Annotated in this window: 16 protein-coding genes; 8 read left to right on the top strand and 8 right to left on the bottom strand. The window is 34.9% G+C overall.

Annotation, left to right across the window (positions count from 1 at the left end):
- Positions 1 to 118 precede the first annotated feature (118 nt).
- From IGJ50_RS14585 to IGJ50_RS14570, 4 genes are read right to left on the bottom strand one after another with little or no spacing between them, the layout of a single operon-like run.
- Positions 119 to 325 (bottom strand): hypothetical protein, encoded by a 207-nt coding sequence (locus IGJ50_RS14585; protein ID WP_429951077.1) that lies wholly within the window; start codon positions 323 to 325, stop codon positions 119 to 121.
- A complete protein-coding gene (locus tag IGJ50_RS14580; RefSeq protein ID WP_429951075.1) occupies positions 309 to 1,082 on the bottom strand; it encodes a cell division protein FtsK in 774 nt (257 codons plus the stop codon). Before IGJ50_RS14580 ends, IGJ50_RS14585 begins: the two co-directional genes overlap by 17 nt.
- On the bottom strand, positions 1,069 to 1,602 hold the full coding sequence (locus IGJ50_RS14575; RefSeq protein WP_010716730.1) for a hypothetical protein: 534 nt from the start codon (positions 1,600 to 1,602) through the stop codon (positions 1,069 to 1,071). The genes IGJ50_RS14580 and IGJ50_RS14575 overlap by 14 nt, the downstream gene beginning before the upstream one ends.
- Before the next feature lies 1 nt (position 1,603).
- Positions 1,604 to 1,993, bottom strand: a complete 390-nt coding sequence (locus IGJ50_RS14570) for a hypothetical protein (RefSeq protein ID WP_010716731.1) — start codon at positions 1,991 to 1,993, stop codon at positions 1,604 to 1,606.
- Between the two features lie 224 nt (positions 1,994 to 2,217).
- Between IGJ50_RS14570 and IGJ50_RS14565 the strand changes: the two genes are divergently transcribed.
- From IGJ50_RS14565 to IGJ50_RS14550, 4 genes are all read left to right on the top strand, one after another.
- Entirely contained in the window at positions 2,218 to 2,838 is a 621-nt protein-coding gene (locus tag IGJ50_RS14565; RefSeq protein ID WP_429951073.1) for a hypothetical protein, read from the top strand.
- Between the two features lie 72 nt (positions 2,839 to 2,910).
- Complete coding sequence (locus tag IGJ50_RS14560; RefSeq protein WP_429951072.1) at positions 2,911 to 4,803, top strand: DNA methyltransferase; 1,893 nt, start codon at positions 2,911 to 2,913, stop codon at positions 4,801 to 4,803.
- 3 nt (positions 4,804 to 4,806) lie between these two features.
- Positions 4,807 to 7,512, top strand: coding sequence for a DEAD/DEAH box helicase family protein (locus IGJ50_RS14555; protein WP_429951070.1), 2,706 nt, complete (start codon positions 4,807 to 4,809; stop codon positions 7,510 to 7,512).
- Between the two features lie 24 nt (positions 7,513 to 7,536).
- Positions 7,537 to 7,779: a hypothetical protein gene (locus IGJ50_RS14550; protein ID WP_010716735.1), complete on the top strand. Its 243-nt coding sequence runs from the start codon at positions 7,537 to 7,539 to the stop codon at positions 7,777 to 7,779.
- Positions 7,780 to 8,044: 265 nt separating this feature from the next.
- On the opposite strand, the gene IGJ50_RS14545 is transcribed toward IGJ50_RS14550, so the two are convergent.
- Complete coding sequence (locus tag IGJ50_RS14545; protein ID WP_429951069.1) at positions 8,045 to 8,398, bottom strand: hypothetical protein; 354 nt, start codon at positions 8,396 to 8,398, stop codon at positions 8,045 to 8,047.
- A 9-nt stretch (positions 8,399 to 8,407) separates the two neighbouring features.
- Positions 8,408 to 8,854 (bottom strand): hypothetical protein, encoded by a 447-nt coding sequence (locus tag IGJ50_RS14540; protein WP_429951067.1) that lies wholly within the window; start codon positions 8,852 to 8,854, stop codon positions 8,408 to 8,410.
- Positions 8,855 to 8,998: 144 nt separating this feature from the next.
- Here IGJ50_RS14540 and IGJ50_RS14535 point away from each other — a divergent pair, with 144 nt between their 5' ends.
- A complete protein-coding gene (locus tag IGJ50_RS14535) occupies positions 8,999 to 9,310 on the top strand; it encodes a helix-turn-helix domain-containing protein (RefSeq protein ID WP_010716738.1) in 312 nt (103 codons plus the stop codon).
- A gap of 184 nt (positions 9,311 to 9,494) precedes the next feature.
- On the opposite strand, the gene guaA is transcribed toward IGJ50_RS14535, so the two are convergent.
- Complete coding sequence (gene guaA / locus IGJ50_RS14530; RefSeq protein ID WP_348921641.1) at positions 9,495 to 11,051, bottom strand: glutamine-hydrolyzing GMP synthase; 1,557 nt, start codon at positions 11,049 to 11,051, stop codon at positions 9,495 to 9,497.
- Between the two features lie 95 nt (positions 11,052 to 11,146).
- The gene (gene coaA, locus IGJ50_RS14525) at positions 11,147 to 12,070 is read right to left on the bottom strand and encodes a type I pantothenate kinase (RefSeq protein ID WP_069641246.1); all 924 of its coding nucleotides are present in this window, start codon (positions 12,068 to 12,070) and stop codon (positions 11,147 to 11,149) included.
- Between the two features lie 158 nt (positions 12,071 to 12,228).
- On the opposite strand from coaA, the gene IGJ50_RS14520 reads away from it, so the two are divergent.
- The 3 genes from IGJ50_RS14520 to IGJ50_RS14510 all read left to right on the top strand — a co-directional run bounded on the left by IGJ50_RS14520 (position 12,229) and on the right by IGJ50_RS14510 (position 16,392).
- On the top strand, positions 12,229 to 12,819 hold the full coding sequence (locus tag IGJ50_RS14520) for a GDSL-type esterase/lipase family protein (RefSeq protein WP_429951064.1): 591 nt from the start codon (positions 12,229 to 12,231) through the stop codon (positions 12,817 to 12,819).
- A gap of 10 nt (positions 12,820 to 12,829) precedes the next feature.
- Positions 12,830 to 13,432, top strand: a complete 603-nt coding sequence (locus tag IGJ50_RS14515) for a class I SAM-dependent methyltransferase (protein ID WP_069641144.1) — start codon at positions 12,830 to 12,832, stop codon at positions 13,430 to 13,432.
- 275 nt (positions 13,433 to 13,707) lie between these two features.
- Positions 13,708 to 16,392, top strand: a complete 2,685-nt coding sequence (locus IGJ50_RS14510; RefSeq protein ID WP_429951063.1) for an Ig-like domain-containing protein — start codon at positions 13,708 to 13,710, stop codon at positions 16,390 to 16,392.
- Positions 16,393 to 16,428: the final 36 nt, after the last annotated feature.

Here is a 16,428-nt window from a genome sequence, read left to right as displayed (position 1 = left end):
GTGTTCGAGTGGTCTGCCAAGTCCGACCACTCGAACAAAAAACACTGCACGCATGATCAGAGCGCTTTAAGGTGTGCTGTTCGCAGGTTCACATACTGGGAAACAGTATCGAGCATGGCTACTTCGTCCGTTTCCGAAAGCCTGCACTAAAATAATAGTCTTGCGATAATAGAGCCACATAAAGTCCTTGTTGAGCTAATTGTGGCTTATCAACAAAGTAATCTAAGGCAAACCATCGAGCCATTTGACGCTTGTCTGAGTTGATTACACGAATACTACCATCATCAAATTCGGTTACTTGGAAACTTTTAATCACTTTTGTCATCGCTCATACCACTCCTTTGAAAGAGATAAATCAACTGTCGAAAATCATTCGATTTGTATTTCATATAAGGTGCTTCAAAATAGCTGAGACCTAATTTAGGTGTAACAGCGTAACCTTTTCCGACATCACCCAAATAAGAGCTTGCTAAATCTTTTTTATAGGCACCTGTTCCAATATGAAATAATTCTTCGGATACATTCGCACCCATCACATATCGTGTCTGGCATTGTTCCGTAACTGCTTTGGGCAGGTCGGTAGCTAACAGACGTTGAGAAGTCAATACAATGACATAGCCTGCTAAACGTCCTTTTAGAGCCAGCAATTTAAGCAAACGTTCCATTTCAGCTTTTTGCTTCTTATCGCCACTTTCAAGTGCTGAAAGAACTTCATCAAAAATGAGAACGTGAGCAGGCAGGTTCAAATCTGAAAAATTCGTATCTAATCCTACTTGGTCGGTGGAATAGATGGTTTCATAGTCATGCTCCATTTGTTCGACAAGTGACGTCAGTAAACAAAGGATTTCTTCGGCACTTGAAGCAGTATAAATTCCTGTACTACGGAACGTTGCACCGAAAGAACTATTTTTTGCATCAATAATATATAATTCATGCCCACGCTTCAAAAGCATTGCTGATAAATAGCTTAGGAAAATGGTTTTTCCTGCTCCACTTGGAGCAAGTAGCAGTGTGTGACAGGCTTCTGTTGTTAAATCCCAGTCAAGTGAATCATAGATTGGGATAGGTTTATAATTGGTCATTTTCTAGTACCTCTTTTCCATTCAAACGAGCAGGGAACTTTCCAAAGATAAATGTGACGTATTGTGAAGCTTCTTTGTAACTCAATAAGTTTTCAGCAATAAACTCTGACAGCTGACCACCTAATTTTCGTTTGTCATTCACAAGTCCGTTTGAATATAATTGAATGGTTGTTTTTTTGTCTTTTACCTCGTAATGCCATGTGACAGAATGTTTTAACTTGCCATCTTCGGTTTGCTTTGTGAGCTGTTCTGTGAACAAGATTAGCTTCTTCCGAATTTGCAACGATTGAATCGGACTGAACCTTGAAGAAAGGTAAATGATACTAACAGTTGTTAGGAAGAAGGCTAAACCAATGATTGAAATAGTCATAAACAAATCCACTTCTAAATGGAAGATTTCTTTGCCGTTGCTATAAATAAGCATAGGTAGAATTGCTAAAGCTAGTGAGAACATCATTGAAAAAATCTTCAATGACGTCATCACATTGCTAGCAACACGAACGGTTACTGTATGCTTCATATTACTTACCCTCGTTTGTGGCTGGAAGCAGTTTGGTTACGAGCAGTTTTAAACCAGTAGGTGAGTAGCCACCAAAATTACCACCACGCATATTTGCTTCTAATGCAAAGCCATACTCAACGATTTGAAATTCTTTATTAATCGCTTCTGTACCGTCAATGGATTGATTAACCAAAGTGAAATCAACTGCCACCATATCAATGAGTGACGTACCAGCTACTGCCTGCACTTTTTGTGTCGTCTCATTCGTTTCATCATTTTTAAATGGATTGCGAACAGACTTAATAATTACTTTTGTTGGAACTTCTACTGCTTTTTTGATGGCTGTTTGAATCTCTGGATTTGCTACTAATTCTTTAATTTTTACTGCGTTGTATTTTTCTTTTGTCATTACAATGACTCCTTTCGGTATGAACTGACTATCAGCAAATAATCAGTGAGTGAACCAATAAGTGATATCCCATATTGATTAGCAACTATAAAAGAGAGTTTGCTGTTCTCTTTATGTATAAATAATATCAGTTTAAATACGGACAATAAAAGGACTAAAACACTTTACGATACCTATATATAAGGATATAATTAACTTAAATAAGGACACAGGGGGGTATTTTCATGACTGAGGAACAATACACTGTTTTGGAAATAGCAAAAGAGGCTTTAAAAAAGTACAAAGTGGATGAAACTGAAGGAGTGTTACCGGCTTTAAAAAAACAAATTGAAAGAATCATAAAAAAAAATAATTATGAACCTGTATCAGAACAAAAAAAATCTATTTACTCTAAAAGAACAGCAAAAGCATACTCTTTGGAAGTGAAGAATAGGCTTGTAGATGATTTACTGTTTGATTATATGATTATCATGTCGAAAGATGAACTATTGAAAGAAATTGAAAATTCTAACCATTATAAAAGTGCAGTAAATTCTAATGATCGAATTGAACATGAATTTTCAAAATTTTTTAATAAGACTCCAGAAGAGCAAAATGTTATGATTGAAAATCAAAAAAGTGTTACATGTTTTAATGAGAATCATTCATTTATTCGAGAAAAGAAGATGGAAGTCATGTTGGAAGCGTTATTCTCGAAGTACTATACGTTAAAAATTGATGAATTAATTGATGACTCAAATAAGATAAATTCATTAATGAATGACAATCAAGCTTTTTTTGATGGAGCGGAATTACGAGAAATTGCTCGTTTTAATAACTGGGAAAACTATGTCGAAGAGAAGTGATGAGAAGATGATGTTTATTTATTTTCCTGTATCAATCTAGATAAGGATTAAGGTAAAATAGAATGTATAAAAATGAAATGTGATAGAGGAGAATGTACAGTGAAAATTGAGCCAAAGATTTTTGATGAATTAAAAACAGTGTTATCTTCTTTTGGAGATAAGTATTTTGTAGGTGAAGAATTAAATCGTTCCAAATTAAGTGAAGATTTAAGAAATTATGAGGAAGCCTTGCTCGAGAAATTATTTCAAATAGATTTTATTAAACAACATTTTATCAAAGAGGTTGCAGGGCAGAATTTATTTCAAATTGAACAACTGGAAGAAGCTATTCTCTATAATGATTATTGGGATACTAGCTATACAAAATATGAAAATCGTATTGGATTAGCTTCTAATGGGAAATTCTTGGAGGATAGTCAAGATGTAGTACTAGATTTTCCATTCAAAGATGGTGTTCTAACAGCTTCTATGACAAAAGAAGACAATGAAGATGGTTATGATGATGCTTTCTTGAATGAAGTGATTGAAAAAGATGAGATTGATCGATTATTTGATAAGAAAATATTCGTGAACAGCAAGCGATATGATGGAAACGGTGAGTCAGCGGTAACAGATTTCAACGAGGATAAAGATAACTTGATTATTAAAGGAAATAATTTACTTTCTTTACATGCAATTAAGGAGAAATATGCAGGTAAAGTGAAAGTAATCTATATTGACCCACCATATAATACAGGTTCAGATTCGTTTGCTTATAATGATAAGTTTAATCAGTCGACCTGGTTGACGTTTATGAAAAATCGTTTAGAAATTGCACGAGAAATGCTTACAGAGGATGGTTCTATATTTGTTCAGATTGATTCATTTCAAGAATCATACTTGAAAGTTTTAATGGATTCTATATTTGGCAGAGAGAATTTTCGAAATAAAATTACTTGGAAAAGAAGAGGTGGTAGTGCAAATCCATCTAATCAACTAAATAATGTCGCTGAATGGATTTTATGGTATGTGAAGGATAACACTCAGATGGATTACTCTCCCGTATATTCGTTAAATGATGACAATACTCAAAAATATATTAAAGAAAGGTTTGTTAACATTGATGAAAATGGAAGAAAATATATGAAGTCACCAATTCAAAGTCCAAATTATCGTGAAAATTTAATTTATGATTATAAAGGGTACAAAACTCCAAAAAAAGGATACTCAGTATCTAGGAATGTGATGGAAAAATGGGATAAGGAGGGGAGATTGGCTTTCCCAGATTCAAAAGAAAAAAATATAAATAGAAAAATATTTCTAGATGAATATAAAGGGCAACCAATAAACTCACTTTGGACTGATATTTATGTTATTAATCCGATGTCAAATGAACGTGTGGACTTCTCTTCGGGTCAAAAACCTGAGGCTTTAATAAAAAGAATAATTAATATGGTTTCCCAAGAAGATGAATTAGTATTAGATTTCTTTATGGGTTCGGCAACCACTCAAGCAGTCGCAATGAAAATGAATCGTAGATTTATTGGTATTGAACAAATGGATTATATTAATGAGGTATCTGTTCCAAGATTACAAAAAGTGATTGCTGGTGAACAAGGGGGTATTTCTAAAGAGGTTAACTGGCAAGGTGGGAGTTCATTTGTATACACAGAATTAATGTCTAAGAATATGGGATATTTACAAGATATCATTCATTCAAAGACTTTAGATGAATTGAAAGTTGTATACCATCGAATGCTAGAAGGAACAGACAGTATGGAACCAGCTGATATTTCTTTCCGTGCTGACCTAAATAAAATTGATTGGATGGAAGGATTTGTTGAAAATAAACGATTGCTGATTAAATTGTTAGATAAGAATGGACTATACTATAACTATTCAGAAATTGATGATGCAAATGTGCGAGAGCTGATTTCTGATAAGGACTATCTCTTTAATAAGCAGTTCTATGAAGGTGGTGAGTAGGGAATGGTAAAAGTAAAAAAAAATACGGCAAATATCCGTCACTTTCCTCTAGTAGAACAAGCAGAAACAGCAGAGAAAGATTTGTTTGATGCTCATCAAGGGTATACCATTCCTGATTATATTAATTCCAATTTAATTCATACGCTACGGTACTATCAAGATGAAGCATTACGAAACTATCATTATACACAGACACAAATAAAACCAAGTCCACAACACGTCTTATTTAATATGGCAACAGGTTCTGGTAAAACAGACTTGATGGCGGGATTAATTTTGTATCTCTATCAAGAATATAATTATAATAACTTTTTATTTACAGTAAATACGAACTCTGTTTTGATGAAAACAAAAGATAACTTGGTGAACCAGAATAGTGATAAGTATCTTTTTCAAGACAAGATAGAAATTGATGGCAGACAGATTTCTATTTTAGAAGTGGAACGATTCCCTAGAATCCAACAAGAAAATACCATTTACATCAAACTTGCTTCTGTCCAAAAGGTTTCAGATGATTTGTTTGTTTTAAAAGAAAATACAATGGGGTTGTCTGATTATGAACGTCAACCAGTTGTAATTTTAGCGGATGAAGCTCATCATTATTCCGCAAGCACTAAGACTGAAAAAGAGGCAGAAAACACATGGGAATCAGCAATTAACAAAATCCTGAACGCAAGAAACCAACAAGAACAAAAAAATCTACTTTTAGAATTTACGGCAACGATCGATTTTGATAAAGAAGTGATTTATGATAAATATCGTGACAAGGTTGTTTACCGTTATCCACTAAGTAAATTTATGTTTGATGGCTATTCAAAGCAAGTCAAACGAATTGAAACGTCTGCAAGTGATGAAGATAAAATGTTGAATGTTGTCTTACTATCACAGTTTAGGAAATATCGAGCCTATTTAGAAGGAGTCACAACTACATTTAAACCAGTGATTCTATTTAAATCGCCAAAAGTGGCTGTTTCACTAGAAGCAAATAAAATATTCAATCAACTCATTGAAAATTTGAATGTAAGAGAGTTAATTACATTTATTAAGCGCCAACAACTAATGGATAGTAATGCGAGTTCAGCATTAAGTTTAGCCTATGATTTTTATCTCAAAAATGAGGATCAACTTGGAAAAATTATTCGAGAGATAAAACATGATTTTGATACTAGAAATGTATTAAATGCAAACGATACGAGTGGAAATATGCTTGAAAAAGGACAGTACCAAGCATTGAATACGTTGGAAAATCCCAATAATTTGTATCGTGTTGTCTTTGCAGTAGCCAAGCTAACGGAAGGGTGGGATGTTCTTAATCTGTATGATATTGTTCGTATAGAAAAAGAAGCAGGAACGAATAAAAGTGCAACTATGGCTGAAGCTCAACTAATTGGTCGTGGTGCTAGATATTATCCATTTGAAATAGAAGGACAGAAAAGTTATCAAAGAAGATTTGATAACGATTCGTCCAACAAGCAACTCTTTCTTGAAACGTTGCACTATCATACGATGAATGAACCACAATATCTAAAACAATTGGTAGGTTCTTTAAAACAAATGGATTTACCTACAGGAGAAGATAAAAAAAATCCCCCTATTGAAATTAAAGTAAAGCCATCCTTTAAGAAAACAGAAGCCTATAAAAAAGGAAAGATTTATTACAATGAAGTGGTAGATGTAGAAGACGAATGGTTTGATTCTATTGATAAGTATGGTATCAATCACCAAACAGATATATCAAGGAATCTGAATTATGGTAGTCGGGAGGTTTCATATCAAGCAAATGCAGGTGTGAATGAAACAAAAGCAATTAGTATAGGAAAATTTGATGCGAGGTATATAAAAAAAGCGATACAATGTTTAGAGTTTTATCAATTTGACAATTTAAAGAAATACATTCCATTACTGCCATCAATGAAAGAATTTATTTATGGTAAGAATTGGTTAAACGCTAATGAATTAAACTTATTTTTAACTGTACCAAAAGAGTACAAAGCAATTGATGTTACGCCAGATGATATATTGAACGTTGTAATTGAACTCTTAAAAGAATATGAAGTGAAATTTAAATCAGGATATGTCAAACAAAGAGGAACCAATAAATTTATCGGTTATCCAATCAATGAATATTTAACAAATTATAATAAGCGTGTTCCAGAATATGATACAGCTAATCTATTTAATGAAGTGATGCAAAAAATTGCTGTTTATGAAATAGATGATGATTTTTATGTTTATGAGAAAGCTATCGTGAATAAACTAGAATATGAGTTGATAGAACGAGTGAAAGCACATGTCAATGAATTAAAAGAGAAGTATCATAAAGCGGTCTATTTACTTCGAATGGATGAGAATATGCACCGTGAATCTGCGAAAAGTGAGAAATTAAAACTTCACCAATTTGGTTCACGTATGAATCGAGCAGGTGAAATCACGGAAACGCATTTACAAGGCTTTCAGCCTGACTTTATTTTGTTCTTTGAGAATAGTGATTTTTATTTTCAAATTTTTATCGAACCAAAAGGTATGAGTGGGGATCGATTTATTAGTGAATTATGGAAGCAAGATTTACTCTTATATATGACAGATAACCAAGCGGAGATGGAATTTGAAGCTAATGAAGAAAATGTCCGAATTAGCGGATTGAAGTTCTATACTCGAGGTGACGGACAAAAGACAATGGAGCAATTAATGTCAATAATAAAAGATTAAAAAAATGAGAAGGGTGAATACAATATGACGGCAGAAATTACAGAAAATAATGATGGCTCAATAACAATGAAACATTTAACTAGAGAGCAATTACAAGTATTTAATAATCTTTTTGGGGAACCAACCAAATTAGTTAATGAACATAATAAGCAGTATAGGGTTCGACCTATTACAATTAATGGTAAGGACTATAATTACAATGTATTTGATGCACCGAATAATGGTGAGGATGCCTATACAATAGGCATTCAAAAGTTAAGTGATTAATAAAACATTTAGAGTGAAAATAAAAACCCGTTACTTTTGACGGTTTTTTATTATGTATAAACTATACGCAGATGGCTAACTTCCTGTGTGATTTAGTTCATTACACAAGAAAAGTAACATATACTGCATTTAATAGTAGAAAATCTCAACATATTAAACTCATACTAATGTTATATTGATAAGAAAAAAATCACGGAGAGAATTAATCCGTGATTTTTTGCGATATTCTGAAATAGAACTCCAATATGACGTAATCTGTATTTTCTTACTTATTGTTATCCTCCTTTGTATATTTTAATCCTTTACCTACACCACCGAGAACATCAGATGATTCAATCGTAAATGACTTTTTATCTTCTGAGAGTTTAGCTGTCATGTGATAATCGCCTAATTTAATTTCGAGTTGATCATCGGAAATTGAATATGTTCCTTCGTTAGTAACTTCTCCGTCTTGCTTTTCAGTCACTTTATCGCCATTGAACGTTAAAGTATTTGTTGTTTCAGCGAAAATTAAATTGATAGTTGTGGTATATTCTCCTGATAATTTTTTTGAACCACACGCAGACAACATCATGAAACTTATTAAAGCAAATACAAGCAATGTACATTTCTTTTTCATCTTTATCCCTCAATTCCATTCATCATTTTTATTATTTTCAACAAATAAAATCTTGTTGTGCTTTACGGCTTTTCGCCAAGCCTTAATTCCACTGATTGGAGCAATAAGTGCTATCCAAAGTTGAATGACAATATTTTGAAAAATAATTTTCCATACTAGGCTCCAAATAGAACCGAAGTAAATAATGTTTCTAGAAAATGTATCAATTACTCCTCCTTGAAAACGCCAATATGAATAATGCCAAAATAAAAAGGAAATAACAGCCCAAATCAGTGGAAATATGCTTGCTGTATCAATAATACTTGGGCTATCTGTAGACTGCATGTATCTAAGAAATAAAAACACCAATACGCAAGCAATAAATCGTCTGATATTGTATTGTTTGCGATAATTAGGATTCAAATGTTCTTTGATAGATGAATAGATGGTTTTAATTCTTTGTTTATTTTCTTCCATGTGAGTTCTCCAATCTTTTATATAAGTAAAATGTAATTCATACATCTAATACTAGCAAAAAAGAGTAAAAATATCAATATAGAATGTACAAGGTACACTCAAAACTGATACTTTATTTTGTTATCCTTTTAGAGGGTGATAATTTTGGCAATTGATTATTTTGGTGAGAAACTTAAAACTATTCGTAAATCAAGAAATTTGACGCAGTTGGAATTGTCACAAAGATTAGGTGTAAGTAAGGGAACTGTATCTGCATATGAACAAGGTTTATCTTATCCATCTATTGAAACGTTAGTTAAAATCACTAGTATATTAAATATATCTTCCGATTATTTACTTGGAATATCAGACGAATTATCTTTCAAATTAGGCGGATTGAATAAAGAACAAATGCAAACGATACTTCAATTTGTATCTCTTATTGAAAATGCTAATGAAATTATTGAGAACAAGTAAAGAACCACGAAGTCAAATTAATATAATTTGACTTCGTGGTTCTTTATGATTAGACAATTATTTGATTGTATATTTTGGTGGTGGTTTTGGTGGGGAACGTAATAAATATAGCCGTTTTTATACCATTTTACCAATTAATAAACGCTGTTAAATCAACATATCGGCTTTAATTTCACTTGTTAGGCTATTCCCACTCAACAGTAGCAGGTGGCTTACTCGTAATATCATAAACAATCCGATTCACATGATCCACTTCATTCACGATCCTCACAGAAATCTTCTGCAACACATCCCAAGGAATTCTCGCAAAATCAGCCGTCATCCCATCAATCGAAGTCACGGCACGAATCCCAACCGTATAATCATACGTACGGCCATCACCCATCACACCCACACTACGGATGCCAGGTAACACAGTAAAGTACTGCCAAATATCACGATCTAAACCAGCATTGGCAATCTCTTCACGTAAAATCGCATCAGAATCACGCACGATTTCTAATTTTTCTTCAGTAATTTCACCAAGCACACGAATCCCTAAACCAGGACCAGGGAATGGTTGGCGCCAAACTAGCGCTTCTGGCATGCCTAATTCGATTCCTAAAGCACGAACTTCATCTTTAAACAACGTATTCAACGGTTCAATCAATTCAAATTGCATATCTTCTGGCAATCCGCCCACGTTATGGTGAGATTTGATTGTTTGCGCCGTTTCAGTTCCGCTTTCTACGATATCTGTATAAAGGGTACCTTGTGCTAGGAAGTCGATGCCATCAAGTTTTGTCGCTTCATCATCGAAAAGATAAACAAATTCATTTCCAATGATTTTACGTTTTTTCTCTGGATCAGAAACGCCAGCTAATTTATCTAAGAAACGTTCTTTTGCATCTACTTTAATAATGTTTAAGCCAAATTTTCCACCTAAACTATCCATTACTTGTTCTGCTTCACCTTTGCGCAATAAACCATGATCTACAAAGATACACGTCAATTGATCGCCGATGGCTTTTTGTAACAGCACACCAACAACGCTTGAATCCACGCCGCCTGAAAGGCCAAGAAGGACTTTTTTATCGCCGACTTGTTCGCGGATTTTGTTGATTTCCATTTCGATGAAGTTACCCATTGTCCAGTCGCCTTCGCAATGACAAATATCAAAAGTAAAGTGACGTAATAAGTCGTTGCCATATTCAGAATGACGTACTTCTGGATGGAATTGCACACCGTACAGGTTGCGGTCTGTATTTTGAACTGCTGCAAACGGACAATCTGCGCTAGTTGCCACCGTTTCAAAGCTATCAGGGATAGCAGCGACTAGGTCACCATGACTCATCCAAGCGATTTGTTTTTCAGGTGTTCCTTTAAAAATAGGTGAATCAGGAATCAAAAGTGATAGCTCTGACTTACCATATTCACGGTTACCAGCAGGCTCAACTTTTCCGCCTAAATTATGCATCATCAGTTGCATACCGTAACAAATCCCTAGAATTGGAATGCCTAATTCATAAATTTCAGGATCGATACTAAACGCATTTTCATCATAAACACTATTTGGGCCACCAGAGAAAATAATTCCCTTTGGTGCCATTTCGCGAATTTCATCCGCTGTGATTCGGTGGCTCAATAATTCTGAGAACACGCCAAATTCACGAATACGTCGAGTAATCAATTGGTTATATTGACTACCAAAGTCTAAAACAATAATTTTTTCGACAGTTGTCAAATCGGCAACATTGGTCACATTTATTACCCCTATCCATTTAGATTTATCTAATAAAAGGTCAAAAAGAATTTTTTGACCTTTTTAGAATCAAGTTAAGTGATACATATCTATCTTTAGTATTTACGCATGAAAATCTCATCAATAATATGATTTTCAGTCTTATGAAGTATAATATCCGCTCTGCCTCGAGTTGGCAAGATATATTCCTCTAAGTTTTTCAAATTCACCGTTTTCCAAACTTCCTTAGCCATCGCAAAGGCATCGTCACGGTTTCCGATCGCATATTGATAATAGTAATTATCTGGATCAAGAAAAGCTGTATCGAGTAAGGCACCAAAACGTTCAAGGTACCATTTTTCAATCAACTTCGGTTCAGCATCCACAAAGACGGAGAAGTCAAAGAAGTCGCTGACGTAAATTTGTTGATTGGCTGGCAATTGTAGGGTGTTGATTCCTTCAACGATCAGAATATCTGGTTGTTGGATCACTTCATATTCGCCTTCGATAATATCATAGACACTATGAGAATAAAGTGGTGCTTTGATTTCTTCTTGGCTATTTTTGACTTGGTTTAAAAAGTCGATCAACTTTTCCATGTCATAGCTCTCTGGAAATCCTTTCCGATCCATAATGCCCTTTTCTTCCAATACTTTATTCGGATACAAAAAGCCGTCCGTCGTAATCAGTTGGACATTGCGGCGTTTAAAGGTTCTGGATAAAATCAGCTGCAGTAATCGAGCGGTGGTACTTTTCCCAACAGCCACACTACCAGCGATTCCGATGATAAAAGGTGGAACAGGCACATATTCATGCAAAAATAGCCCTTTGCTAACAGTTAAAGACTCAAATTCTTTCATATATAAATGAATCAGATGAGTCAGTGGCACATAAATGTCCTGCACATCCTGCAATGAAATTTGATCATTGAAGCCTTTGATATCTTCTAATTCTTCTTCTGTCAGCGGCGCTTTGCCGTTATGATAGAAGCCCTGCCATTCCTTCCGTGAAATGGGGTAATAATTCATTTTATCGTCCATCGGTTCCTCCACCAAAGCCAACATTTATTTCTGCTCCTATTTTAACACAATTTAGCTAGACCTAACACCAATTCCTGAAATAATTCTTTGCCTCGGCAAAACAGCCTTTTCAATGGTATGATAAATAAAGAAAACGAGTTGAGAAAGGAAAATACGTAATGAAAAAAATTGTTTTATTTGGAGATAGTATCACAGCAGGATACGGCGAAGAAGCCATCACGCCTATTTTACAAAACTTGATTACAGAAGATCTAGCAGCTCAAAATTATGAAGAGGTGATAATCGTAAATGCTGGCATGCCGGGAGATACCACGCAAGCTGCAATGAACCGTTTGGACAAAGAAGTTGTAGCTGAACAAGCGGATATCGTAACGATCTTTTTCGGCGCGAATGATACGAATAGCGACAATCTAGTGCCGTTAGAAAAATACGCAGAAAACATCGAAACAATGATTACTAAAATCGGCAAAGAAAAAGTGATTTTACTCACACCGCCTTATGTAGATTGCGCTAGAAAACCAACACGTGCTGATGATCGGATCCGTGAATATGTCGAACGAGTAAAAGTGATTGGTGCTAAATATGAGATTCCTGTCATCGATTTATACAAAGCAATGGTGGTTTACCTTGGCACAGATGAATTTTTACAAGCAGACGGACTCCATTTTTCTAAAACGGGTTATGACTTACTCGCTGCCTTGATTGTTCGGGAAATAAAAGGTAGACTGATGACAAAAGAAAATAGTTAGGAAGAAGAAAATGAATAATCATTATTATACAGAAAATCCAGATCTAGCGCATGATTTAGAGCAATGGTCGTTTGAATTAAGAGGGAAGACGTTTCAGTTTTTAACTGATAGTGGAGTTTTTTCTAGGAACACCGTCGACTTTGGTTCTCGTGTGTTGATCGATGCCTTCGAATGGGAAGTATTACCGGAAGGAAAGTTACTTGATGTCGGTTGCGGTTACGGTCCAATTGGTTTAACGTTGGCTTCATTCAGTGGTAGAACGGTAGAAATGATCGATGTCAATCAGCGAGCAGTCGCTTTAGCGCAAGAAAACGCGAAGAAAAATCATGTTGAAAATGTCGATATCCATACCTCAAATATTTACGCGGATATTCATGAAAAACAATATGCAGCAATCATCAGTAATCCGCCAATCCGAGCGGGAAAAAAAGTAGTGCATGAAATTCTGAGTGAAGCTCACCCGCTGCTTGTTATAGGTGGTACGTTAACTGTGGTGATTCAGAAGAAGCAGGGCGCTCCCAGTGCAGAGAAAAAAATGAAAGACATTTTTGGGAATGTAGAAATCGTAACGAAAGATAAAGGGTATTATATCTTGAAAAGTATGAAAGAATGACTAATTAACTAAGCCACAGAAGTGGAGGTAGAAGTGTTTAACTCTGAGTAATAAGAAGGAGATGATTCTGCCTGCTAGCCTCATCTATTCGGATTTTAAGTGTCTGAGATGTAACTCGAAGAGTTATGCCTTTGATACTTTTTTTATATCTAAAATAATATTTATTTTATATTAAAATAAAAACAAGTTACTGTTATTTCTTTTTTTTGGTATGATAAAGATAGCTAAAAATTCAGTTGAACTGTATTTTTAGAAAAAAACATTAGGAGGAAAAAATGAAAAAAAGATTTTGGGTAGGAATAGTAGCGATTGGCTTACTTGTAGGAGTAGGTTCGCATGTGTATGCGGAAGAATTGAAGGAGCCGACGATAGCTGATGTTGTAGGTGAAGGTTTGCAGCCTGGTATTCCAGAGAAAAGAAAAAAAGCGCGTACAACGAAGGCAGCCACCGAAGTAGTTTATGTTCCAGCGGAGGAAGTTGAGAAGATCAAAGCTGTTCAACAGAGTTATCAAGATGTGGTTGCTGATGTTAAGCAGACGGATAAGTTTTCAACACTGCCGGTACTGGCAAATGGCACATATACTTTAGGGGAATTTAAAACAGAAGTTGTTGAAAAGGCGGCCGAGCAAGTCAACTTTTACCGTACACTTGCGGGCGTATCACCAATTCCGTTTGCAGCAGAATCGACCGAATACACACAACATGCAGCAATCGGCATGGCTGCTATCCAGAAACAAACGCACTATTTGGATACGTATGAAAAACCAGCGGATATGCCTGAAGAATTTTGGTTGACGGCGAATAAAGCATCAAGGCAGTCTAATATCCATTCAAACCAAAAAGAAGCGTCTTTAAATAGTCATCAGGATGCGTTTGTTGTAGATTGGGGTAAAGGGAATAAAACAGTAGGACATCGTACAGGTATGTTGAGTTTATCAGGTGTAGATATGGGATTTGGTTATGCCAAAGCAAATCAGTCTGCTACTGAAGCGAGCGAAATGAATTATTTTACCTCTACGTATATTAGAGATGATTATAAAGGAATCAGTACACGGTATGAAAATGATACTATCGTTCAGTGGCCAAGTTCTGGGATTTTCCCTTATGAATTATACAATGTGGATAATCCTTATATGGCTAATTCGTATAAAGAAAACATGCCAGACCTCTATGAAAAAAATATGCGCTGGTCAGTACATTTTAATGAAAAAGGCTATAAGCTGACAGATAAAGTAGCTGTGACATTAACAAATCAAGCAACAGGAAAAAGTACTGTTATTAGCAATGATGCGGATGGTGGTGAATTAACACTTGAAAATCCAAAACCTGGCTACTATGCAAGAGGTGGCTATGTAACAGTCGTTTTTAGACCCAATAATAATTATACGATTGAAAAAAATGATGTTTACAAAGTTGAAATTACAGGGATCGAAAAAGCTGGGACAGCCTATACCCATGTTTATGAAACGCGTTTTGCTGGAATGAATGATACCTTTAAAGCTGAAGTAATTCCAGTGAAGGAAATTGTATTCGACTCAAGCGTTGATGAACTAGAAGTTGGAGAAAAAGCGAAAATTGAAGCTAGCGTGCGTCCGGAAAATGCGACGAATAAGACTCTTGTTTGGAAAAGCTCAGATGAAAATATAGCAACAGTAGATCAAGCGGGAGAAGTAAAAGCATTAAAAGCTGGTAAAGTTGTGATCAAGGTCGAAACAGAAGATGGCACTGTTAGGAAAGAACAAATGTTAACCGTCTACAATGAACGAGTGAATATTAATTATGCTGATTATGACGAGTTGCAAAAAATTATTGGATTTGATGAAGATAATGTAAATGACTTTATCTGGGAACGATATAAAGGATTCTTCCATTCGATTGATGACTTATCACGAGTAGAATGGATTGATGCAGCTCTGATAAAAAAAATCAAAGATCAGGGAATTGCTTATGTACCAGCGAAGTTTAATGGCGTTTTTCCAGCAAAAATAGCCAATATTTTCGAAGATCCGTCAATGGGAAATGGAGTGGCTAATTCACTTGGCCTCTCGGTTTATGATACGGTGAATAGAGAAGACTTATTGAGTTTAAACTATTTTGGTGCGAGCTATTTAGAAGTTGTTCATTCGTTTAGCGGGATAGAATATTTAGGGAACCTAAATCGTCTGTTTGTTTATACAGATGTAACTGAATTTTCTTGGACCAAGTTTATACCAGAGTTAGAAGAGCTAAATTTATTTGGTGATGTTGTAGGAGGAAATCCTGTTGATATGGAAAATACTCTTCAAGTTGATGCTACAGGATTGGCGAATTTAAAGAAGTTGAAAAGATTAGAACTTTCTGAATCGTATATTCATGATCTTCGTTTTATAAATGAATTACCGATGTTGGAAAGGCTAGAGGTTTTTCGAATGGTGATTGAACAAATGCCACAGATTGAAACGATGGAATACCTAGAATCAATCTCTATTGGCGATAGCCGTTTCAAAGATATCTCTTGGATGAAAGATTTGAAAGATTTATCGGATTTGACTTTTTGGTTAAGTCATAACGAGCTAACAGATATTTCAGGGTTAGCGAATTTGGAAAAAATTGGGTCCTTGAATCTTTCGAATAACAATATTTCAGATATTAGTTCTTTAGCCAACTTGAAAGAGTTTTACTCCTTAAATTTGAGAAACAATCAGATAGAAAATGTTGATGTTTTCTCACAGTTAGCGATAGTAAATGAAATTGATTTATCAAGGAATAAACTTACAAATATTACTGGTTTTTCTAAGTTAGAACAAGCGAGCACGTTAAACCTATCACATAATCAATTAACAGATATCTCGCCATTACAGAATTTAAAGAAAGCGTCTGTTTTAGATTTATCTAATAACCAGATTACTGATCGCTCACCACTTAATGGTAGTGGAAAATCTTTTTATTATCTGTACTTAAATAATAATCCATTAAAATAGTTGAATGAAGCAATGTTTGCTCTCTCATGAGAAGCA

This window comes from Enterococcus sp. AZ101, assembly GCF_050499005.1.
Taxonomy (GTDB): Bacteria; Bacillota; Bacilli; order Lactobacillales; family Enterococcaceae; genus Enterococcus_L; species Enterococcus_L ureilyticus.
Note: the sequence above shows the minus strand (reverse complement) of the source record. Positions and strands in the feature narration are given on the sequence as shown.